Genomic DNA, 23,556 nt, shown 5'->3' on the forward strand with positions numbered 1-23,556 from the left:
TCCTATCCTTGATTATTCATATTCGTGGTGATGGTTTACCGGAAAAGTATGAGCAATGGCCCTTGAGTCGTTGCTCATGCTGATCATGACGGGTAATAAGAGTATTAAAATTATGGTGGTGTTTACCGCAACGAAAAACACCATGATGAGGGCGTATATCGCAAGTAATAGGCTTTTTCTGTTTTCATTAAGACTACGGAAGCAAAAGCGAATAAAAAGAAAATAACCACCAAACAGCAGACCGATACCAAACAATCCGTATTCAATTGCGGTATCTAACACAAAGTTGTGGGTGTAGATCGCCAGCTCATCATAATTAAAGTAACTGATCATAAAGTTGGGTAACATTTTCGCGCCGACACCTAACACTGGGTGTTGAAGTAAAATATCTAGCCCATTGGCAAGTAAAAGTTTTCTATGAAGATTCGATACCCAGCGCGCTTCACTTTGGTTGGCAAATAAGACGTCTTCTTGGGTTATTTCCAATGTGTCTGCTAGCGTTTCAAACCCAACGTAGAGTGTGGTTGTGACGGCAGTAAACACAATGAAGCTCAAGGCTAATAAAATTGTCCACGTGTACGTTTCGCTGAGCGATTTTCTCATTAAGTTTTTTACGAGCAGTTGGTCAAAGAAGAAAAGCAGACAAAAACCAAGTAGCGCTTTTCTTTCTTGTGACAACACCAGTAATACTAAAGCTACGAGCATCAAAAGGTGGAAAGCGCGAATTTTATCTCGATAAAGGTACAGTAGTGAGCACAGTACACCGAACCCGTATTTACTTACCCCGAGTAACTTAAACCCACTTTGATAGCCCTGAGCAAAGTGCCATAAGGCAACGAGCGAACAGATGAAAAACAACAGATACGTGAAATAAACCATTACCCGTTCGTCATCAAACACGCCATAGGCGTACATTAGGCTCAGTAGGCACAAAATCGCTAACCATTGCACAGTTTCTATAACTAGCGGCATTAAAGGGACGCGATTTAGCAGACCATTTATGAACACATACCCAGTGAACAATACGAGGAACCCCATACAGGGATGTATGAGTTTTTCAGCTTTTCCTTCCAATACCACTAATGCAGTAAAACCAATAGACAAAAGGCTTGCGATGTCAGATGGGGCTAGCGCTATTCCTCCAGCACGAAACTTCATTGGAATAAAGAACAATACTAATAGGCATGCTGCAAGCAATGAGGCGCGATGGCTCGATGGCGCGGAACTATTTGTTGGCGCAAAGCTGCTGGTAGATTCCATAGTAACCTTCACGAAATTTATCGATGGTGTAAAGAGAGGCCCTATTGACTGAGTATTGACTTGCAGCGTCATACCGCTCAACACTTTCACACAGTTGGAGAACTTTTTGGCTCAGTTCAGTGGCGTTACCAACTTGAAATAAATATTCGGCACGTCCGGTGACGTCATCCAAACCAGGTACGTCCGACGATAGTACGGGTAAGCCTGCTGCCATCGCCTCAACCGCCGCCAAACCAAAGCCTTCGACGTGCGACGATTGCACGTAAATATCCATGTCGTTCAAAAAGGCTGGAACGTCAGAAACTACGCCATGAAAGTGAACACGTTGCGCGACGTTGATTTTTGTTGCCAATGCTTGCAGTGACGATTTTTTTTCTCCATCTCCCGCAAGGTGGAGTTCGTATAGTCTTGGTAAATGGATAAGTGCTTGGATAAGCGTTTCATGGTCTTTATGTTGGTGAAGTCGGCCCACCATGCCAATCTTGATAACTGGTTTGTCGATTAGGTGGCTGGCGAATCTTGGCGTCATAGAAAACCTTTTTAAATCAACGCCATTGTGCACCACGTGATATTTATGTTGATAGCGAGGCATGAACTTCACCAGTTCATCTTGTACTTTTTCACTAATACTGACCGTCAAGTCGTGGCCCCAATATAAGACGTATTCCATGAACTTAAACAGCGGATAGTCACGTCGACGGTTATAAGAACAGTGCTCAGTCTGGATTCGTTTTTTACCTACCGCCAATAGCGCTAGGTAAATGGAAGGGTAGAGGTGCCCGTGAACGACATCCGGCCAACGCAGCAAAGAGAATTTCTCACTCAATGACAATGTGCGCCAGTTAAAACACTCTACCCCTTGGGCGGATAGCATTGGTAAGTAATCATTTTCATCACACAAGACCAAAATTTTGATTTCGTATTCAGGCTTATGTTCTAAAACAAGGTCGACTAAGAACTTCTGAGCACCGCCGTTCTGAGAAAGATCATTGATAATATGTAGAATCTTGGTTTTCATGATTAATTGGTCAGATATTGCTGTTTAAGGTCGGTGATTTCTGTATTTGAGAAAAAGTGCTTCGTCAATTTAGAATTCAGCATTTCTTCAACGTACTCGGGTGTAGGTTGAAATTGCGTTTTGAATTCTTTCATTAGTGGCGAGTACCATTTGTTGTCTGATTGATTTTCATAAACAACATCCACGGGGTAACCTAAAAAGTCTTCAACTGCGGAGTTAGCCTTCGTTAGCTTGTCACTTCGAATGACCAACAGTGAGAAGTTATTGTTATGGTATGTTTGATAGCCTACTTCGTGATTAAAAGACTCGTTAAACACATCAATCCCTGTTAGTTGTTTGATCTCGTTGTCAAACCACTGCAGCGCATATTGATGATTCATGTGCTTATCAAATGCTTCTTGGAGTAATTGCGGTCGTTCGGTACGTATTGCGCTGTCATCCTTTAGATATTTGTCCGCCATCCAAAAAGGAAGTGCTTGAAAGAACATTGAGACATTTCGTCCGATCGGTTCACGCACCAGCGAGATAATTCGAACTTTTTTCTTACGCTTTAACATGCGGCTCATCGTTATGCGCTTTAGTCGTCGCTTTAACGCATTGATCTGAGGCTTATGCAATTGCGCTCTAACGGGGGATATTTGTTTTTGCGCATCGACGGTCATAAGGTCGTGCAAGTGAATCGAGTCAGGAATGGAATGCTCTAATGCACTCGAACCTACTTTGCCCATTTGATAGATCAATACCGGCTGTTCTTGGCTTTTCAACGTTTGGTACCAAGATAGGTTTACGTTAGTAGGCGTATTTCTGGACATAAAGCGTCTCTCCTTCCTTGGCCTTGGCTTGTGTGATTAAGACGCCAAGAGATGGAACTGAGTGTTGTATTTGTTTAGATAACGCAAGGTTAACCAGTGATGATTTTGTCGATTCTGAGCGAATGACGGTGATCAGACCATTGGCATACTGACCAAGAATAAGTGCGTCACTCACTGACAGTAGGGGCGGTGTATCGATAATGATCCGGTCATACTTATTTTGAAAATGTTCGAGCAACTTTTTAAAGCGATCAGAAGCCAATAATTCCTGTGGGTTTGGCGGAATTAGGCCGGCCGGTAATACATCTAAGTTGGCTTCTTTTATATGTGTAACACAATCTTTGATTGGCGTATCCATCGTCAGGATATGCGTTAAGCCAGGGCTTGATTCAGCAATACCGAATCGCTTTGCGATGGAAGGTCGACGTAAATCGCAGTCGATGATCAATACCTTTTCCATTTTTGAAAACGACACCGCCATATTGATACTGGTTGATGTTTTTCCTTCTTCTGGAATAGCAGAGGTAAAGGGCAATATCTTTTGCTTCGTGTTGGTTAATCTGAGCAGAAGCGAGGTTCTGACGGAGCGGCAAGCTTCACTAAATAGCTTTTCTTCATCATCTAAATACGCGGTATAACTGACGCCGTTTTTACGCAAATTGCGTTTTTTGACCATAGGAATCACACCTAAACACGTAACACCAAGTTTTTCTTGCACATCGGCTGTGCTTCGGATAACTTCTCGCATCGTTTCTAAGATGATGACTAGAGCGCAAGCAATGGCAAAGCCAAAAAAGGTGGCAATTAGTACCAGTTTGATTCGTTGTGGTGCCACCGGGAATAGAGGAATGATGGCTTTATCAGTAAAGCGAGCAGTGACATTCTTGTAGTCGCTGGTGGCGTTGGTCTCTTTCTCACGATTTAAGAACGCTTCATAGAGTGCCTTATTGGATTCAACCTCGCGTTTTAACTGTTCGTAACGCGCTTTTTGTGACCCTAACGATTGGAAGTCTGACTTTTTGTTATCGAGTTCTGCGCGAAGCATGTCCTCTTGCGCTTTTGCAGCAAGAAGGTCTTGTTGCTTACTGAAGGAAATGTCACGGATGAGTTGCTGGGTTCTAGATTGAATTTCAGCAAGCTGCGCTTTCGCCTGAATCATTCGATCATGTTTAGGTCCGTAGCGCTGTGCCAGTTCAGAGAGATTTTTGGCTGCCTGTGCTTCCGACAATTTTAGATCGCGGATTTGCGCTTGATTAGCGAATTCATCAATTGACAACAAGCTGTCTAAACTTTGCGAAGATTTACGTCGTAACAATTGGATTAACGTCTGCGCTTCAATACGCTTATTAACAGCGATATTCAGCTTGCGAGTGAGTTCTTCTAGCTCATTTGCGTAAATTTCATCAATACCGTTTATATCGATCAACCCTTCTTTTAACAAGAATTCTTGCAGCGCTTGCTCCGAGTTACGTAATCGCTCCTCCAATTTTTGAGAGTTATTTGTCAACCAAGTAGCCGCATTTTGTGTAACGACCAATTTGGCTTCAAAATTTGCGTCAATGTAGGCTTGGCCGACCGCGTTGGCGATTGTCGTCGCAAGCTTAGGATCGGTAGAACGAAAGCGAATTCTGACTAATTGGGTGTTACGTACTGGCTCAATATCGAGTTTACTTCTGAAAGCTTGAAGTGCCTGATAATAGGACTCTGAAAACTGGGCGGTTTCTTTTGGACTTGGTGCCACATTCAGTAGGTCTTGAACAAAAGGAATCGACTTTATTTGGTCGATTTTTTTATTTAACCCCCCTGAGCTTGTGAATTCAGGTAATTGGGTGAGGTTCAGCTCTCTAATGACCTTATCTGCAATATGATTCGATTTTAAAATGGCGATTTGCGTTTGAAAGTACTCTTTTTTTGTCGTGTCGACGCCATATACTTCCTCGATTGAAAGGGCGCTTTTTTGCTCCTCTTGGATGAGTAGCGTAGCTGTAGCTTGGTATATCGATGCTTTGGAGTAGATATACCAAGTACAAGTTAATGAGAACAGAAGCGTGAATGCTGCGATGCTTAGCCAATTCTTTTTAATCGCTTTGAAGTGATGGCCAAAACGAATCAGTTCTACTTTGTTCATCTGGAGATTATTTGGATGAGTCCCGTTCATTTGATTCCCTGTCACTTAAAAGAAGCTCTGGTCAATAAATACAATGTCACCAGGTTCAACGTTGCGGTGCATACTGACCCCTTCCATCGTTTGACCCGTTTTATGCTTGGTGAGGTTAATGCCTTTGCGTGAGGCTCTGTCGGTCAAGCCGCCTGCTAGAGCGATGGCCTTCTCTATGGTTAATCCTGGACGGTACTCAAATCCACCAGGCTTCCTGACTTCGCCATTAACGTAAAACAGACGAAAATTATTGATGGTGACCATCACTTTTGGATTGATGAGATAATCGCCTTTTAAGCCCGTTTCTATTTCGTACTTGAGTTGTTTTGGTGTTTTTTTGATTGCTTTAATTCGGCCAAGGTAGGGGTAATCAAAGTAGCCATCTGACGTTATTAGAATATTTTTAATCGTAAGATCTTCTTCACCATAGACCTGCACGGAAATGGTATCGCCAGTATCGAGTAAGTAATCTTCCTCGTTTGAGTCAGCGTTGACCAAAGTGCTAAATAGCAACAACGCTACACTCATGAATTTGATGAATGCCTTCATTAATAATCCTTTTTACAGAGAAAACTGTGCGCTTAAAGTCCAAATATTTTGTTCGAAGCTATAATCCGATCGGCTAGAGTTTTTATCTTGGTATTGCCAATCGGCTTGCAGCTGTATCCAACGTTTGATCTGATAATCGATACCAAAAGATAGAGTGTACCGATCGTCGTTTCTGGAGATTCCCGTGTAATCATCTTGTTGATAAACAGCACCTAAGCGAGTTGCAAGGTAACTATTCCAATCGTGCTTCAGGTTCAGTCGGTAACGAGTTTGTAGGTTGTAATCGCCATCTTGATCGGGGTTAACCGCCGCTTGAGTGGTTTTCACGCTGACTAGAGTTTGTTCTTGAGGCAACCATTCAAAGCCGATATCCCAACTAAAGCCTTTAAATGTCTCTCGTTGAGCGCTGTCAAAATCTTTGATTTGATAACCGAGTCGAGCGATGCCTTTGGTTTTTCCTGTGACTTCCCATTCGGCACCGGTGTAATAGAAACTGGTGTTGTTATCTTTCGATGGCTGCGCAGAATTTCGGTGCTGATACTCGGTTACGATTTGGTTTGTTCCGACTAACCAATAGGTTCTTGGCGTCGCTCTTAAATAGAACTCCAAATGTGCATTGGGAGCTCGAAAATCGTTGTATTTAGTTTTAGCGTTTGGGCGCCCAGGCAAGCCGTCACGATAGTTTTGATAGGTTTTATCACTATAGCCTAAACCGAATTCGAGTCTGCCTTTGGCACCGTTAGATCCAAAGACATAATTGGTTTTTACATCGTTACGGTTGAACTCTATTGGTGAGTCGATTGCGCTACCATTACCTTCGGTAATATCTTCTCCTCGAACTTCATGCTGGGCGCGAAAACGGTAATCAACCACTAAACGATGACGATGATTAAATTCGAAAAAGTTGGAAAACTGAAAAGTGTGGTCGTCGAAGTCGTTGCGATCGTCAGATGAAAAGCCAGCTTTTAACTTATATAAAATATCTGCGCGATAGCGATTCCGTTCTATACGTGCTAGTAAGCTTGGTTCTATACCCCAAATATTGACCGATTCTACATTGCCGGATTTTTCCGCTTTATTGATGTTGTCATCTCCCTCGTAGAAAGTTTTTACGAGGGGAATCAACTCTATACCAGACTCGGTTTGGTAAGCCATCGATTCTGCGAGCAAGTCAGTAGAAAACAGACTCAATGTTATTGCCATTGTCAGTTTCTTCATAATCTTAACCTTAGTAAGCGTTAGCACCAGTGAAGCCTTTGAAAACGGTCATAAAGATGATTTTGATGTCCATCCAAACCGACCAGTGGTGGATGTAATCCAAATCAAACTCGACTCTCTTTTCCATTTTTTCTAAGGTGTCTGTTTCGCCGCGATAGCCATTAATTTGCGCCCAGCCAGTAATGCCTGGTTTTACTTTGTGACGTAGCATGTATCGGTCAACAATCTGGCGATACTCTTCATTGTGCGCCACGGCATGAGGGCGTGGACCAACAATAGACATGGTCCCTTGCAGTACATTGATAAATTGAGGCAGTTCGTCCAAAGAGGTGCGACGTAGAAATCCGCCAAAAGGCGTAATACGAGGATCGTTCTTTGTCGCCTGTTTCACGTTGGAACCTTGATCCATGGTTGTCATTGAACGGAACTTCCAGACTTCAATCTTGCGTCCATCAAGACCGTAACGATGTTGTTTAAAGATGACAGGGCCTTTAGACGTTGCCTTAATGCCAATCGCAATGACGAATAGAATAGGGGCGATTAAGACCAAAATAATGCTCGAAAACAAGATGTCTTCAAACCGTTTTACCCAAGAAGAAATTCCAGCAAAAGGTGTATCAAAGACACTTAGTGTTTGAACTTGGCCGATCTGCGCCCAACGAGAATGTAAAAGGTTATAAGTGAAGAAGTCGGGAATCAGATACGTATTTGCGGTGGTATCTGAGAATTGGTTAAGAAGTGACGCAATGCGCTCTTTTGCGTGCATTGGCATCGCGATATAGACGTAATCTACTTCCCCTTTTTTAGCTCGCTCAAGGGCGTGGTCAACAGCTCCTTTAATAGGATAATCAGAATTTGGCAGTCTGTCGGAAGATCGTTCGTCGTAAAAGCCATCAAAAAGCACGCCGTGTTCTGTGTGGTTTTGAATTTCGTTAGCTAGGGTAATGCCGTGAGGAGTTTGGCCGATGATGATCGCAGTGCGAGTGTTGAATCCTTTTTTTCTCAAATAGGCTAATCCGGTACGGAATGTTACTCGCCATGCTAAAAGCAGAGCGGGCGTAATCGCAAACCACAGCGCTAAAATTGTGTTATCAAATAAGGTATGGACTTCAGAAAAATACAGCACAATAAAGATAAGTGCAGAAGTCACCGCCCAAGCAACACAGACAATAAACATCTGCTCTTTAAACGAACTGGTTCGCCAAGAGCGATAAAGATTGCCGCTTTCTGCCATAAATAGAAAGGAGATGCCTCCAACGAAAGCCAATATGACGTAATCTTTCCCCATCGCAGTATTCATGTCTTTGAACACTAAAAGCAGCATAAAAGAGACGATGACAGCAAGATCTGAGATGCGATATAAAAAAGCGAACTCCATCTCATGAGAGCGGATAAGTCCTTTTTGTTTCATGACTCAGTTTCCCTTCTGACACGCTACCGCCCTTGGGTGTCTTCCCCAATTGCCGTGTCGTGAACGTTATTAGTAGTTAGTGCACAGAGCATTCTGTGGAATGCTGCTGAGTTTTTTGTCACGTGTAATTTCGTTGATAAGTGTAAAAATTTGCTTTGTTGAGGTAAGTGGAAATAAGAATGATATTTAGCCCTTTGGCTAAGTTTGGCGGGTTAGGAAAAAGCTGGTACTTACTTATGAGGAATGAGGAAAAGTATTAAAAATGAAGTATCAGTACAAAGACAATGGTTTATGTGAGGGTAGAAGAAACGGGTGATTTGATTCGTTCACGATTAATGATTTAGTATCGAATTGCTGATATTTATTAAGATAAAAAAATCCCTCTCACTTGAGAGGGATTTTTTTGAGTAAGGACGAATGAACTATTCGACTTCTACGCCGTTTTCTTTGTATAGGCGGCGGCATGCGCGACCATCACTGTGGAACAGGTGACAACGATGAGCTGGAATACCGATCTCGATTTTATCGCCAGTGTCGACTGCAAGCGTGTCCGGCTGACGGAAAATAACGTCGGCGTCCGCGCCTTCTAGATTTAGGTATACTTGAGTTTCGTTACCTAGCTTCTCAACAATCATCACTTCACCGTGAATACTTGCATCAGCTTCAGAAGCGGATAATAGGTGCTCAGGGCGAATGCCTAAAGACATTCGGTCGCCGCGGTTAACGGTTGTACCATCCACCGGAATCCAGAAAGATACGCCGTTAGATAGTTGAACTTTGACGCGCTCTGCTTCTACTTCATCAATGAATACGCTCATGAAGTTCATTTTCGGAGAACCGATAAAGCCAGCTACAAAGCGGTTTTGTGGGTAATGGTAAAGCTCAAGCGGCTTACCAACTTGCGATACATAACCGCCGTCTAGTACAACGATTTTATCTGCCATTGTCATCGCTTCTACCTGATCGTGCGTTACGTAGATCATGGTACAACCAAGTTGGCGCTGAAGTTTCGTGATTTGTGCACGCATGTTTACACGCAGTGCCGCATCCAAGTTTGATAGTGGCTCGTCTAGAAGGAATACATTTGGCTGCGATACCAATGTTCGGCCAATCGCCACACGTTGACGCTGTCCACCAGAAAGTGCTTTTGGTTGGCGCTCAAGCAAGTGGCCTAGTTGTAGGATTTCTGCTGCTTGTTCAACACGCTTGTCGATTTCTGCTTTGTCTGCTTTTGCTAGTTTCAAGCCAAATGACATGTTGTCATATAAGTTAAGGTGCGGGTAAAGAGCGTAAGACTGGAATACCATACCAACACCACGTTTGGATGGTTCGACGTCATTCATGCGCTGGTCACCAATATACAAATCACCTGAAGTAATGTCTTCAAGACCGGCAATACAACGTAAAAGGGTAGATTTACCACAACCTGATGGACCTACAAAAACAACAAATTCACCTTCGTTGATTGTTAGGTCTACGTTCTTAGAAATCAGTACGTCGCCATACGCTTTACAAACATTTTTTAACGTGACACTCGCCATGTAGCTCGTCCTCGATCAATTTTTTATTATTCACCGCTCATCATTATATGAATTATCTAGCGAGCAGTAACAGTAGGAATCGGTAAGTTCTTGCGGTTGGTAAGAAAAGTAGGGTAGCACTTCAATAAAATGTCCTGAATAGAAGTGCTACCCATCATAGCCAAGTACGAGTTTCTCTCCCCCACATTATTCGTATTGTCTCCCCCGTGAAATAATTACCACAAACAACACTAATAATGACATTCCACTCGTCTGGCAATGCAAAACCAGCAAATCTTTTTCCTAATACGTAGGCACTGCTGGGAAAGGGTTCTTACCATCCACTCTTGGATGACTGCAGTTTCTAAGATTGTGCGTAGTGCGACATCCTCCTAATAGAAATAATTGTAGGGGGAGTAGAAAGGGAGGAGTAAAAAAGGAGGAGGAAGAAAGCAGTTGGTCGGAAATCACATTATTGCACCACCTAAAGTTGAAACCGATCACAGGAACTATCCATTTTGTGATTTGAGTCTCTTACCCTTGGCGATTTAGATCACGAAAATACGTCATAATTGTAAGGGCGTAGGGATTAGGAGGATGAGACATATTGGATTATTTCAGATGATATATGTCGAAATACGGCTGAACCTCAATGGACTAGCCCTACATCAAAAATATAAAAAGGATACGAACATGAAAAAGTTAAGCGCTGTAGCACTAGGTACTCTTGTTGCTTTGGGTTCTTTTGGTGCTAATGCTGCCATCGAAGAAGGACAACTTACTATCTGGATCAACGGTGATAAAGGCTACAACGGCCTTGCTGAAGTTGGTAAGAAATTTGAAGAAGACACAGGCATTAAAGTGACTGTGGCTCACCCAGATGGCCTTCAAGACAAATTCCCTCAAACTGCAGCGACTGGCGACGGTCCTGATATCGTATTCTGGGCTCACGACCGTTTCGGTGGTTACGCAGAAGCTGGCCTGCTAGCAGAAATTAAACCTTCTAAGAATATTCAAGAAGGTATCGTTGATTTCGCTTGGGATGCAGTACGTTACGACGGCAAATTGATCGGCTATCCAGTTGCGGTTGAGTCTCTATCTCTAATCTACAATAAAGACTTAGTTCCAAACCCACCAAAGTCTTGGGAAGAGGTTGCAGCATTAGATGCAAAACTTAAAAAAGACGGCAAGTCTGCAATCATGTGGAACCTAAAAGAACCGTACTTCACTTGGCCACTAATGGCGGCTGATGGCGGCTACGCGTTCAAATACACTTCTGAAGGTTACGATGTTAAAGACGCTGGTATCGCGAAAGAAGGCGTTAAAGACGCAATGAGCTTCGTAAAAGGCTTAGTTGATAAAGGCGTAATCTCTGCGGATATGGATTACTCCGTGTCTGAGTCTGCGTTCAACCAAGGCAAAACAGCGATGACGATCAACGGTCCATGGTCTTGGGGCAACATTGAGAAGTCAGGCGTTAACTACGGCGTGACTACGCTACCTAAGTTCCAAGGTCAATCTTCTAAGCCATTCGTTGGTGTTCTAACAGCTGGTATCAGCACTGCGTCTCCAAACAAAGACCTAGCAGTTGAGTTCATTGAGAACTACCTACTAACAAACGATGGCCTACGTATGGTTAACAACGATAAGCCTCTAGGTGCGGTAGCGCTTAACTCGTTCCAACGTGAGCTAGATTCAGATACTCGTATCGCTGCAACAATGGACAATGCGATGAACGGCGAAATCATGCCAAATATCCCTCAAATGAACGCATTCTGGGGTGCGGCTAAGAACGCAATCATCAACGTAGTTGACGGTCGTCAAACTGTCGATGCAGCTCTTGCAGATGCAGAAAAACAAATGACTAAATAATTAAGTAAGACCTTTTTAAGGAGGAGGCAACTCCTCCTTACTTTTCTATATTTATTCTATATTCGCTAGCAGGTTCCCTATGCAGTCAGTTCAAGGTACAAATGCTATGACAGCACCAGAAGCCAGCCTTCCGAGCAGCAAAAAAGTGTTCATGAAATGGTCACTTTTAGGCACAGTCGGCATCATCAATGGCTACGCAACAATCCTTATGTATTCTCGCGGTGAGATTGCGTTTGCACTACTTACGCTCATTCTTACCGCTTTAGCGTTGTTCATCTTTGGTAGTAAAAAGACGTACGCACACCGTTACATCTACCCTGGTATAGCAGGGATGATCCTTTTCATTCTTTTTCCTTTGGCGTACACCATAGGTTTGGCGTTTACCAACTATAGCGCGAAGAACCAACTCTCTTTTGATCGCGCTCAGAACGTACTTTTGGACCGAACTTACCAAAGTGGTGATAGCTACCCGTTCACTTTGTATAAAACGGAGCAAGGCCATCAACTTGTGGTTGAAAAAGATGGTGAGCTACTTGCAAGCCCGACTTTTCAGCTTGATAACCTTTCAGCATCGGAGTTTGATCTTTCACCAATTGAAGAAGTGACGGGTGAAAAAGAATCAATCAAGGCGATTGTTAAGAACCGCAGTGCGTTGAGCAGTGTCGATTTACATTTGCCAAGCGGTGATGATATCCGTATGAGTGGGCTGCGCAAATTTGCTGCAGTTGTGCCTTTGTACACATTACAAGAAGATGGTGAAACGCTTTACAACAACCGGACTGAAGAAACGCTACGTCCAAATATGGAAGTAGGTTACTACCAGCCTGTCGATGAAAACGGTCAATTTGTTGGCAGCACAGTGTCACCAGGTTTCGTGGTGAACATTGGTACCCACAACTTTGAGCGTGTTTGGAAAGATGATGGTATCAAAGAGCCGTTTATCAGTATCTTTATCTGGACCATTGTTTTCTCTGCGCTAACCGTATTGTTTACGCTTGTTATTGGTCTTGTCCTTGCCAGTGTGGTTCAGTGGGAAGCACTTAAAGGTCGCTCAGTTTACCGTTTGTTGCTAATCCTGCCTTATGCAGTTCCGGCGTTTATTTCTATCTTGATCTTTAAAGGTTTGTTTAACCAAAGCTTTGGTGAGATCAACATGTTGTTGGAAGGCTTATTCGGCATTAGCCCGGCTTGGTTCTCTGATCCGTTCATGGCGAAAACCATGATCTTAATTGTTAATACTTGGCTTGGTTTCCCTTACATGATGATTTTGTGTATGGGCTTACTAAAAGCGATTCCAGACGATTTATATGAAGCATCAGCCATTGATGGTGCGAACTTTGTCACGAACTTCACACGTATCACACTACCAATGATGTTGAAGCCGTTAACACCATTGTTGATCGCGAGTTTTGCATTTAACTTCAACAACTTCGTACTTATCCAGTTGTTGACTGGCGGTGGTCCAAACATGATTGGTACATCAGAGCCTGCGGGTTACACCGACCTGCTAGTAAGTTACACCTACCGAATCGCATTCGAAGGTGCTGGTGGTCAAGACTTCGGTCTAGCAAGTGCAGTAGCAACGCTTATCTTCCTATTGGTTGGCGCATTGGCACTTATCAACCTACGCGTAACTAAAGTAGCTCAGGACTAAGGAGAAATTACAATGGCAATGGTACAAGGTAAGTCATTAAAGTATCGTGTTTGGGCTACTCATATTGCAATGTGGGCATTCTTGGCACTGATTATTTTCCCTTTGCTGATGATCATCGCGATTTCATTCCGTGAAGGTAACTTTGCAACGGGTAGCCTGATCCCAGACAACCCAACACTTGATCACTGGAAATTGGCATTAGGTTTCTCGGTGACTAATCCAGACGGTACAGTTACACCGCCACCATTCCCAGTAATGACATGGCTGTGGAACTCTGTAAAAGTGGGTGGTATTTCTGCAATCCTAATCGTGGCGCTATCAACCACATCGGCTTACGCGTTTGCTCGTATGAAGTTCAAAGGTAAGAACACCATTCTTAAAGCGATGATGATCTTCCAGATGTTCCCTGCGGTGTTGGCACTGGTTGCTCTGTACGCGTTGTTCGACAAACTGGGTCAGTACATTCCTTTCCTTGGCCTGAACACGCATGGCGGTCTGATCTTCGCTTACTTAGGTGGTATCGCACTGCACGTTTGGACCATTAAAGGCTACTTCGAAAGTATTGACTCGTCTCTAGAAGAAGCGGCGGCTCTTGATGGTGCTACACCATGGCAAGCATTCCGTTTGGTATTGCTGCCACTGTCTGTGCCAATCCTAGCGGTAGTCTTCATCTTGTCGTTCATCATGGTAATTGGTGAAGTTCCTGTAGCGTCACTACTGCTTTCTGATGTAGACTCGTACACACTTGCAGTGGGTATGCAGCAATACCTATATCCACAAAACTACTTGTGGGGTGACTTTGCCGCAGCTGCTGTACTTTCAGCAGTGCCAATCACTGCCGTATTCTTACTTGCGCAGCGCTGGTTGGTTGGTGGTCTAACCGCTGGTGGTGTGAAAGGATAATCTCTTGTGGTCTGAGATTGATAAGAATAACTAGAAAAGGGCGACCACATGGTCGCCCTTATACTTAGCACGGATATTACAATTTTGGTTTGGCCGCCGATCAGTAATATCTTGGCTTTTATTGGCGTTACGCATAGCTGGCTGTTAGCTTAGTTCCTTACGATTCAATCACTAACAGTTTTTGTAACCATAACCTGAGTTTAGACTCAGGTTTTTTTATGCCTGTTAAAGGCAATTTTGCAATAAGTAGATAGAGATTAGCGGCTTTGCAATGGATTACACAGGGCTTGAATAATGCCCTGCGTAGCACTTCACATAAATAACTAGAGCTTAGTAAAAAGCTAAATTGAGGTAGGGAAGGAAGAGATTAAAACTCTCGGCTGGAAGGTGCGCATCCAACGTATTGAAGCAGCGTGTACAAACTTTCTTGCTGCAGTGCGACGCGACGAAATAGATTAGCAAAGGTAACGTCGCCGCCAAAGCAAGTTTGAATGTAATGATTAATTTCTGTTTCGTTATACCCCTCGACGTACATGGTTCTCACCCACTGGTACTCGACCGCTTTTAAATTGGTCAACGTCTCTTCACTTAAGGTCGTTTCTTTTAGTCTCAAGATCCAAACTCTATCCAACTCTAAAATAATGGATGGATTTAAGCAAAGCTAGGTGAAGGATTTATGACAGAGAAGGGCGAGCGTGAAACAAATGGCAAAACCATGATGTAGCTCCACACTCTGGGTCTAGGTAACGTTGAGGTACTTAATAGCGTTCTTAACGGATGCCAGTTACTTGAGATATTTAACGTGTGCTTCCATTTCTTCCCCAATCTCTTTACGCATGTTCATAAGACGGATAGCGGATTGCTCTAAGGCTTTGTCTTCATCTGACTCTGGAATCCATTTCGGTACATCGGTTGGTTTTCCGTTTTCATCTACAGCAACCATGATAACGATACAGTGAGTGGTGAGTCTGTTTTTCATTTGCTTTGGATCACTGGCTTGCACGTCAATCGCAATGTGCATTGAGCTTCGTCCGGTATAAATGACTTTCGCGCTAACTTCGACTAAGTTGCCGACATGAATCGGCGCAACAAACCGAATGCCGCCAGCATATGCGGTAATGCAATATTTACCACTCCACGCTGCAGAGCAGGCGTACGCTGCCAAGTCGATCCATTTCATTACGGCGCCGCCGTGCACTTTTCCGCCAAAATTTACGTCGCTGGGTTCTGCTAAAAAGCGAAGGGTAATGTCTCTTTGACCACTGCTCATCTGTCTTTCCTTGATGGGTTATTGTTTTCCCAATTTAGCAGCAAGATGAATTTTCGGGAATAGCGAATGAAACAAAATTTTAACTTTTATTCGAACGCTGGAAGTGACAAGCCACAGCGTAGTTCTGTGGCTTGGGGTGTAGATGTTAATTGGCGGTAGAGGCAATCTCAGAATTGGATAATGGTTTTCTCTGTCTTACTTTTACTTGCGACAGGATAACGCCAGAGATGACTAACAACCCACCAATAATGTGGTAAGCGTAAATTTTCTCACCAATTAGTGTTGAAGCAAGTATGACGGAAACCACAGGCATTAGGTTCATGAACATAGCACTTGAATCAGCACCAATTGAATCAATCGCTTTTACCCACATCAGCGGCGCGAAAATGGAAGCAGCAATACCAGCATAAGCGATTAACGGCAGCGCATCTTGGCTTGGTAACAGTTGCTCACTAGAGAGCCAAAGTGGTGTGAGCATCAAAACAGAAAAGAAGCCCTGCATGTAAACCAGAGTCAGACTACTGAATGGCATTTTCCAGCGTTTTAGCAGAACACAATAAGCCGCGTATACCATGGCAGCAACGAGCATTAAGCTGTCACCTTGCGTTAAGTCTTGATGTAAAAAGTAAGTGATATCACCGTGACCAAGCATAAATGCCAAGCCGCCGAGCGAAATGACACCACCGACGATACTTAACATTGATATAGATTTACCGAGCAATGGGACACTTAAAAACACACTGATCAAAGGAACTAAAGAGGTGATCAGGGCCATATTAGAGGCCGTTGTTGTTAAACCGGCATAGTATCCAAGTGACTGGTTGAGAACCATACCAAGTAACGCAAGAAACGCCAACTTAGCTAAGTGAGGTCGAATAATGTGTCGTTGTTTGATGATTGCAGGCAGGCAAAATGGCGTTAGGAGTACCATTGCGACAAACCAACGGTAGAAACTCATCGCACTTGGTTCAATGGCGCTCGCAGCCATCTTGTTCACAATTGAGTTACCACCCCAAATCATAACGGTGAAAAACGGAAGTAAATAAATCATGAGAACCCTATAGCACAATTATTGATGGCGCTAGTCTGGCAGGTCTTTATAATAAAAAGTATCTCTTAAAAGACATCGTAAGCGATAGGAAGACAATTTTGAAAAAGAGCGCCAGAAATCTTCACCCCTCCTTATCAATCGATCGTGCGCCATCAGATGTATTTATGAATTTCGAAGCGTTTCTCTCTAATACAGAAACACGAATTCATAGCCACCCTTGGGGGCAAGTGCAACTGATCAGCGGTGGGATTCTGGAGATGGATGCAGAAGACACAAGATTTCTAGCACCTCCACATCTTGCTATTTGGGTTCCCGCCGGAATTCGTCACACTAGCTACAACCGTAAGCCAATCGAATATTGTTCTTTGAATATTGCCCCTGAATTGACGGCGCATTTTCCAACTAAAACGAGCTTGATCAAAGTGACTCCAATCGTGTCATCTATTATTGAGGACTTTCGTCAGCGAGACATTAACGTGGCGCAAACTGATGAAGACAAGCGCTTGGTACAAGTGTTATTGGACCAGCTTGCAAAGCAAGAAGTCGAACATCACTTTTTACCGACTACCGACAATAAGTATCTTGAACCGATTTTAAAAGCAGTAGAAGAATCGCCGACGGATGAGATCAGTTTGGCGGAGTGGGCGGCAAAAGTGCATACCACAGAACGCACGTTAGCGAGACATTGCCAGAGTGAGTTAGGAATGAGCTTTACTGAGTGGCGCTTACGTGTGCGATATTTACATTCTATGGAGTTGCTGCGTAAAGGGCAGACCGTAAAAGAAGTCGCTCTGACGTTAGGTTATAACCAAGCTAGCCCTTTTATCGCGATGTTCAAGAAATACTCCGGCATGACACCGGAGCAATACAAGAATCGATTGTTGTAAAAGTGTAGAGTCTATTTTAAAAAAATTGACAATGCGCTGTATGATGACCGACTCGAAAAGCTGATGGTATTGGAAAGACCTACGTCTATCTTGTGTCAGATTGAGTCAGAATTATAACCTTGAGAATTCGCTTTATTATCATTGCTTTACAACATGCCTGTAAGATTCTTTAGATGATACAATGTGCTAAAGTGACAAAAAACTCAATTGACACCGCTTAGATTTAAGTATTGATTGTTATTAGTTTCTTCAGCCGCCAATTTGTCCCTACTTTTCAAGGAAGTAGAGTTGTACTGTGCAACTATAACTCTTCTACCCTCAATCGTGAGTTCCAATGTGGGTGACCATATATTCTGATCGCGATGCGTCACAATAATCACGGTCGAGTTCAATGTTTGAATATGTTGAGCAATACTTTTTTCGGTTGCTTCGTCTAATGCTGCCGTCGCTTCGTCGAAAATGAGGATTGGCGCCTTTTTAATGAGAGCTCGCGCAATTGCAACTCTCTGTCTTTCACCTCCTGACAACCCTGAGCCTCTTTGTCCTACTGTTTGATGTATTCCTTTAGGAGATGAGTCAATAAGTTTGTCCAATTGTGCGTGTCTTGCAAAGCTCTCAACTTCATAATCACTTGCATTGGGATTACCTAACCGAATGTTATCCGCCAATGTGCCAGTAAAAATGACCGGTTCCTGAGCAACATAGGCTATATGCTGGGTGAGCACGTCATAAGGGATATTCTTTAGATCTATCCCTCCGAGCGAAATAAGACCTTGGTCAGGATCATCAAACCTTAGAAACAGGCCCAGTAAAGTGCTTTTCCCACTGCCACTGACTCCATTGATGACGACGGTATCACCTTGTTTGATCTCCGTGCTAGCATCTTCAAAGAGATCTAAATGGCCCACAAGGTTCAGTTCGAACTTATGGTTTTTGGGGGAGGTTGCAAATTGAGGATTAGGCTCAGGCAGAACAGGGACATTCGTTAACTGAGCGTAATTTTTAATTGAGGATTTTACGTCGTTAATCGCAAAGCCTGCCAACGCGAGTTCACCCAAAGGTGCAGCTGCACGGGTAATCAATATCAATAAAGCCAAGGCTAATAAGGGTTGAGTAATCGGCTCTAAGACGAGATAGATGGCGATACCTGCAAGGGGTAAAATCGTTGCCAATCCTGATACTAAGGTTGCGATAGAAGCGTTACGATTAATAGTTGAATGAGCTTCTTCTTGTGCGTGCCAACTCTGTTCAATACGCTCGATTGAGCGCTCAGGCCCCGCTGTTGAGCGAAGTAACTCAAGGTGATCTATGAGCTCAAGTGTTGATTTAGTCGCTTGAAGCTCTGCGTCATGTCGGTCGCTATCTGAGCGACTTAGGTATCTTTGCGCCTTGTACTGAACGAGCAGTGCAACTAGTAACAATACGGCACTGAGTAGTGCAATTTCACCTCCTCCAACGACCCCAATACCGATAATTAAAAATATGGGTAACATTGGAGCGTGCAAAAATGTTTGTAGCTGATGAGCAGGAATGGCCATAAAGCCAGGTATTCCTCGTTCTGCTAGTTGAGTGAGCTGAGTTCTATGCTGATCATTAAACCAAGCTAACTTTGCTTTACTGAGCGAATGACCTACTGATGAATAAAGATCCCCAGCCAGTTTCGCACCAGAGAGAAATCCAGAACGAGTTACAATAACGGTAACTATCACAGTTAGAACAGCAGCTATTATGACGTTCAATGGTGAAGCTTGTTCGACAATAGATATTGCAAGAAATGTGTAAGCCGTTGCCTCAAATAATGCAACTAGTCCCCAACCTATAGCGACTCGATATAGACGGTGCTTTGCACTTTGTGGAATTGTCGAATTGGAATAGAGGGTATTGTGAGCCGTCATACTTCTTCATCCTGTCGTTGAGCCTTTCTGTTGAGCATCAATGTAGTGTCTGCAAGTTTCGCGAGTTCTGAGTCGTGAGTAATTATGATCAATATCTTGTCTTGTGCTTTAGCAAACTTCGCGAGATTTCTGATCACAGTGAAGGCCGTATTTTTATCGAGAGCACTGGTTGGTTCATCCAGTAATAGAACGTTGGCTTGAGTTAGAAATGTGTTAGCTATTGCGACACGTTGTTGCTCGCCTCCTGAAAGCACGCTTGCATCAGAATTGAGGTCAATCTTTAATTGAGCTTGTTGCAAAGCTTGGTTCAGCTCGTCGTCACTTGAACTTGGCGTTGATAGTTTCAAATTCTGCCTAATGGTAGTTTTGAGTACACCGATATCTTGGGGCACATAGCGTATGGCGGAGTATCGGGATATCTCAGAGAGTTTAGACAGTTGATTGCCTCCTAAGGTAACGAAGCCTGAAAGAGGTGTTTCTTGACCTGCTAATAGACGTAGTAACGTACTTTTGCCTGCTCCGCTAGGCCCCATGATGGCTGTAAATGAACCCCGTGGGAAGTAGTGGGAGAAGTTATCAATAATATTAACAGTTCCATTAGCCACTACGATATTTGATGCTTGTAGTGATAGCGGTTTTTCTCCCGCGCTCAAACTGCCACTTTCTATTTGTGGTTGCTGTAAAAAGTCGCTGATGTTCTTTGCAGCATTCTTTCCTGCGTTAACGTAGTCCAATCCATGGCCAAGCTTCAGTGCGGGTGATACGACGGCCAAACCAAAAAAGAATAGCGACGCCATTGCCACGGGACTTAATTCATAGCCAATGGTATAGGCCATTGCGAAAGTCGAAACCGCTTGAAGTAATGCGGTAGCAATTGCTGCTGGAAGGGCAACGCTACCAACCCATTTCACTATGCCGTGAGTAAAGCGTCTTGTGGCATCATTATAGCTGTCGAGTGCTCCTGCTTGCGTGCCGTAAATTCGATTTACTCGGATACCTCTTGTGTAGTCGTTTACTGCGGTAACGATATCACCCATTATTGTCATGCGCTCTTTGCCATGTTTAGCGGCGAACCTAGGTAAAAAGAGTAGGTAGTACAATGATGCAATTAGACCAGGGAGCAGAGTAAGCATCGCTACCGGACCTGTGAGATTCAACATGATAAAAATAGAAGTTGCGGGTACGACAATGAATGTCACGAGTTCTGAAGGCAAATGCGCAACCATGTGGTGAAGCGTGCTGATGTCTTCGGAAACTATGCGACGCAGTTGATTATCACCATATTGAGAGATGGTCTTGCTTGGCAAGCGCGTCAAGTGCTGAGCAACTTGGCGACGTAATCGAGTGGAAAACTGCGACTCGGCATCATGAACTAACCACGAGCCCACTGATGAGGCAAGTGCGCTAGCCGCCCAAAGTCCTATGGCACCGTAAATCCATTGGTTTGCAAATTTATCGATAAGGTTTATCAAGCATAGCAGTGCACCAACTTTTGCCACAGCGGCAAGTGCTTCACAAAACGTTCCCAAAGCAAGCTTCTTAATCGATGGCTTTAAGGCTGGCATTAAGCTAGGCGTAACGTAATGTTGGCTGATTTTACTTATCATATTGTCACCTTATCTAGCCTATCAAGCGAAAATAAGGAGAACGTGGTAGAGCATATTGAGCTCTTATCGTTTTTCATATAAAGCCTATGGAAGTGGACGTTGATGGATTATGTTTTGAATTAACTTTGGCCGTAGGTGTTGCGAGCTCTTTGTCTGCTTGAATGTTGAAGATGAGTACTTCCTTTGATTTGTTGTGAATTTTCATGAACAGCCAAATGGGAGTAAGTCCCCCTTAGAAGGCAGGCTAAAGGGGAGGTGGAGGGATTAGAAATCCGCAGTAGCTGACAGCATCACTGTACGTGGTGCGCCAAGAGCTAGGTCCGCATAGTGGGTGGTTGTCCAGTAATCTTCATCCAGTACATTGTTTACGCTAAGGCGCCAAACCACGCTTGTTTCAGCAATTTTTGAGTTGTAGCGTGCGCCAAGATCAAGAATAGTCTGTGCAGGTAATGCCTGAGTGTTTTGTGCATCAATGTATTGTTCAGACATATAGTTCGCTTGGCCGATAAGCGTGAGATCACGCATCGCAGGGAGGTTCCATTCTAATGCGAGTTTAGCTTGTAAATCGGGTAGCTTAGTTGCTTGTTTCCCCTCCTCTGTCACATCTGTTGCTTTTGTAATCTCTGCATCTGTATAGGCGATACCACCGATGAGTGTATAGTCCTTTGATAGTGTGCCGTAGAACCCCCATTCAATACCGCGATTGCGCTGTTCACCACCGAAAGAAAAAATGTTGGTATCCGGATCTTGGTACCCATTTGGCTTTTTAATCTCAAATAAACTGAACGTATGAGCAAAGCCGTCCAGGTCAAGCTTCACGCCTGCTTCAGTCTGTTTGGTTTTTTGGGGTTCAAAAGCCTCTCCTGCGTTTGCAGCGCTAGAGCCTGCTGTTTTCCCATTCGTTAAGCCTTCGGTGTAGTTACCATAAAGCGAAACTGAGCTCGAAACTTTGTATAATGCTGCAAGTGCGGGAGTGTAAGTACTTTCCTTAAACTTGGTGGTAGGAAGCGACATTCCGTTCATTATTATTCCAGATTCATAATCAATGCTCTGGTAACGCAAGCCGAGCGTGATTTGGTATTTCCCATCAACAAAAGATAACGTATCGGCAATGCCATAGCTGACCTGAGTTGAATCGATAGGTAAACCATAGTAGTTGTCGTAAACTGAATTTTCTGGTCCCCAAACAGGATCATAAATATTCGAGTTCCAAGGGGCTGGATTATTATTACCTGTTGGAGAATCATTTTTATCTTCTCTAAAGTAAGTACTATTCAGTACAAGGTGGTGTTCTACTGGGCCAGTGTCAAAGTTGCTACGAACACCTATCTCACCTGAAGTCCGTTTGTTCTCAAGCTTAACTGATCCGAGAGATACCTCTAGGTTACCCTCGTTATCGATGATTTTGATTCGTTGCGGTACATTTGAATGAAAATCTGTACGGCTACCACCCAATGCGCTGTATACAGTTACAGAGTCACTAACGCTTAGCTCCCCGCGAATCATCATCCCTTTATCTTCGCTATCATTGTAGGCCCAACTTGGCGTCAATAATGTGTCAGATGGAGGAGGTGATGGGATTTTGAGACCAGAAGCGATGCTTAACCCACGGTTTGCACCTTCAACTCGCTCTGTACTGTAGTAAAAATCTGCTTCAAGGAAAGCAATGTCATTACGCCAATCAAGGCTTAATGATGCAAGTTGAGTTTTGTTGCTTTGGTTGTTTATCGCGGTGTCTCCATCTTTAAATGCACCGTTGAAACGAATACCAAATTCTTCATTTGTACCAAAGCGACGTCCAATATCGATATGTCCTCCGAATTGAGTGTCCGATAAGTAGCTGCCGGTGAAAGATGTGATTGGTGTTTCTTGTGCTCTTTTTGTCACTAAGTTGATGGTGCCACCAACAGATCCATTCGGTGGCATACCGTTGAGCAAAGAAGCAGGACCTTTAAGTACATCAATACGTTGATACATTTCAGGAGAGGTTCGGTAATAAGGAGCGATACCATACAATCCATTAAACATAACGTCGCTAATGTCTGAGTTGAAACCTCTTATTTTGAAACTTTCTTTGTTTAAGCCGGTTTCACCGCTGGTGAAAACAGAGGGATCAGAAGCTGAGATTACATCTGAGATATCGCGTGCTTGTTGGTCTTGAATGTGTTTTTCTGTGTATCCAATCGTATTGAAAGGCGTTTCCATGAAGTTTTTGTCGCCAAGCATTCCTATATTACTCGCGTGAGAAACTTTGCCAGCGGCATAAACTCTGTTTGCTTCACCATAAACTGTCATTGATTCATCTACGACTTCTTCAGCTTGAGCGATACTAATTGGTACGACAAAAGTACTAAATTGAAGTGAAATAAAGAGGGCGATATGACATGGGCTTGGTTTGTTTTTCTGTGAAGAGTCCATCGCTATCTGATGATAGTCATGAGTCATTATAGATTCCTTTTCTTTGTTTGGGC

18 protein-coding genes are annotated in these 23,556 nt (G+C 43.5%); 4 read left to right on the forward strand and 14 right to left on the reverse strand.

Annotated features, from left to right (window positions below):
• Positions 1-12 precede the first annotated feature (12 nt).
• The 8 genes from R7E38_RS13010 to malK form a co-directional block, all read right to left on the reverse strand.
• Entirely contained in the window at positions 13-1,260 is a 1,248-nt protein-coding gene (locus tag R7E38_RS13010) for an O-antigen ligase family protein (protein ID WP_053303828.1), read from the reverse strand.
• Entirely contained in the window at positions 1,226-2,278 is a 1,053-nt protein-coding gene (locus tag R7E38_RS13015; RefSeq protein ID WP_182016446.1) for a glycosyltransferase, read from the reverse strand. Before R7E38_RS13015 ends, R7E38_RS13010 begins: the two co-directional genes overlap by 35 nt.
• Positions 2,279-2,280: 2 nt before the next feature.
• Positions 2,281-3,090 (reverse strand): putative capsular polysaccharide synthesis family protein, encoded by an 810-nt coding sequence (locus tag R7E38_RS13020; protein ID WP_053303826.1) that lies wholly within the window; start codon positions 3,088-3,090, stop codon positions 2,281-2,283.
• Entirely contained in the window at positions 3,068-5,248 is a 2,181-nt protein-coding gene (locus tag R7E38_RS13025; protein ID WP_171342490.1) for a GumC family protein, read from the reverse strand. The genes R7E38_RS13020 and R7E38_RS13025 overlap by 23 nt, the downstream gene beginning before the upstream one ends.
• A gap of 15 nt (positions 5,249-5,263) precedes the next feature.
• Positions 5,264-5,797: a polysaccharide biosynthesis/export family protein gene (locus R7E38_RS13030; protein WP_005375265.1), complete on the reverse strand. Its 534-nt coding sequence runs from the start codon at positions 5,795-5,797 to the stop codon at positions 5,264-5,266.
• Positions 5,798-5,809: 12 nt separating this feature from the next.
• Positions 5,810-7,015 carry an outer membrane beta-barrel protein gene (locus R7E38_RS13035; protein WP_206957822.1) on the reverse strand — a complete coding sequence of 402 codons (1,206 nt, stop codon included), beginning with the start codon at positions 7,013-7,015 and terminating at the stop codon, positions 5,810-5,812.
• Positions 7,016-7,025: 10 nt separating this feature from the next.
• Positions 7,026-8,426 carry an undecaprenyl-phosphate glucose phosphotransferase gene (locus R7E38_RS13040; RefSeq protein ID WP_033906767.1) on the reverse strand — a complete coding sequence of 467 codons (1,401 nt, stop codon included), beginning with the start codon at positions 8,424-8,426 and terminating at the stop codon, positions 7,026-7,028.
• Positions 8,427-8,848: 422 nt separating this feature from the next.
• Positions 8,849-9,967: a maltose/maltodextrin ABC transporter ATP-binding protein MalK gene (malK, locus tag R7E38_RS13045; RefSeq protein WP_005375271.1), complete on the reverse strand. Its 1,119-nt coding sequence runs from the start codon at positions 9,965-9,967 to the stop codon at positions 8,849-8,851.
• Between the two features lie 672 nt (positions 9,968-10,639).
• On the opposite strand from malK, the gene malE reads away from it, so the two are divergent.
• The 3 genes from malE to malG all read left to right on the forward strand — a co-directional run bounded on the left by malE (position 10,640) and on the right by malG (position 14,375).
• A complete protein-coding gene (gene malE / locus R7E38_RS13050) occupies positions 10,640-11,818 on the forward strand; it encodes a maltose/maltodextrin ABC transporter substrate-binding protein MalE (RefSeq protein WP_005375272.1) in 1,179 nt (392 codons plus the stop codon).
• A 79-nt stretch (positions 11,819-11,897) separates the two neighbouring features.
• Positions 11,898-13,472: a maltose ABC transporter permease MalF gene (gene malF / locus R7E38_RS13055; protein WP_005375273.1), complete on the forward strand. Its 1,575-nt coding sequence runs from the start codon at positions 11,898-11,900 to the stop codon at positions 13,470-13,472.
• A 12-nt stretch (positions 13,473-13,484) separates the two neighbouring features.
• On the forward strand, positions 13,485-14,375 hold the full coding sequence (malG, locus tag R7E38_RS13060; protein ID WP_005375275.1) for a maltose ABC transporter permease MalG: 891 nt from the start codon (positions 13,485-13,487) through the stop codon (positions 14,373-14,375).
• A 367-nt stretch (positions 14,376-14,742) separates the two neighbouring features.
• Here malG and R7E38_RS13065 read toward each other — a convergent pair whose 3' ends face one another.
• The 3 genes from R7E38_RS13065 to R7E38_RS13075 all read right to left on the reverse strand — a co-directional run bounded on the left by R7E38_RS13065 (position 14,743) and on the right by R7E38_RS13075 (position 16,696).
• Positions 14,743-14,988: a hypothetical protein gene (locus R7E38_RS13065; RefSeq protein ID WP_005375277.1), complete on the reverse strand. Its 246-nt coding sequence runs from the start codon at positions 14,986-14,988 to the stop codon at positions 14,743-14,745.
• Positions 14,989-15,159: 171 nt separating this feature from the next.
• Positions 15,160-15,645 (reverse strand): acyl-CoA thioesterase, encoded by a 486-nt coding sequence (locus R7E38_RS13070; protein WP_005375279.1) that lies wholly within the window; start codon positions 15,643-15,645, stop codon positions 15,160-15,162.
• A gap of 145 nt (positions 15,646-15,790) precedes the next feature.
• Positions 15,791-16,696 (reverse strand): DMT family transporter, encoded by a 906-nt coding sequence (locus tag R7E38_RS13075; RefSeq protein ID WP_172563905.1) that lies wholly within the window; start codon positions 16,694-16,696, stop codon positions 15,791-15,793.
• A 98-nt stretch (positions 16,697-16,794) separates the two neighbouring features.
• Here R7E38_RS13075 and R7E38_RS13080 point away from each other — a divergent pair, with 98 nt between their 5' ends.
• Positions 16,795-17,583, forward strand: coding sequence for an AraC family transcriptional regulator (locus R7E38_RS13080; RefSeq protein WP_005385013.1), 789 nt, complete (start codon positions 16,795-16,797; stop codon positions 17,581-17,583).
• Positions 17,584-17,786: 203 nt separating this feature from the next.
• Here R7E38_RS13080 and R7E38_RS13085 read toward each other — a convergent pair whose 3' ends face one another.
• The 3 genes from R7E38_RS13085 to R7E38_RS13095 form a co-directional block, all read right to left on the reverse strand.
• Positions 17,787-19,478 carry an ABC transporter ATP-binding protein gene (locus R7E38_RS13085; RefSeq protein ID WP_017821247.1) on the reverse strand — a complete coding sequence of 564 codons (1,692 nt, stop codon included), beginning with the start codon at positions 19,476-19,478 and terminating at the stop codon, positions 17,787-17,789.
• On the reverse strand, positions 19,475-21,085 hold the full coding sequence (locus R7E38_RS13090) for an ATP-binding cassette domain-containing protein (RefSeq protein WP_206957819.1): 1,611 nt from the start codon (positions 21,083-21,085) through the stop codon (positions 19,475-19,477). Before R7E38_RS13090 ends, R7E38_RS13085 begins: the two co-directional genes overlap by 4 nt.
• Positions 21,086-21,349: 264 nt before the next feature.
• On the reverse strand, positions 21,350-23,530 hold the full coding sequence (locus R7E38_RS13095; RefSeq protein ID WP_085569339.1) for a TonB-dependent receptor: 2,181 nt from the start codon (positions 23,528-23,530) through the stop codon (positions 21,350-21,352).
• Positions 23,531-23,556: the final 26 nt, after the last annotated feature.

The organism is Vibrio sp. Vb2131 (assembly GCF_033338535.1).
GTDB classification, from domain to species: domain Bacteria; phylum Pseudomonadota; class Gammaproteobacteria; order Enterobacterales; family Vibrionaceae; genus Vibrio; species Vibrio alginolyticus.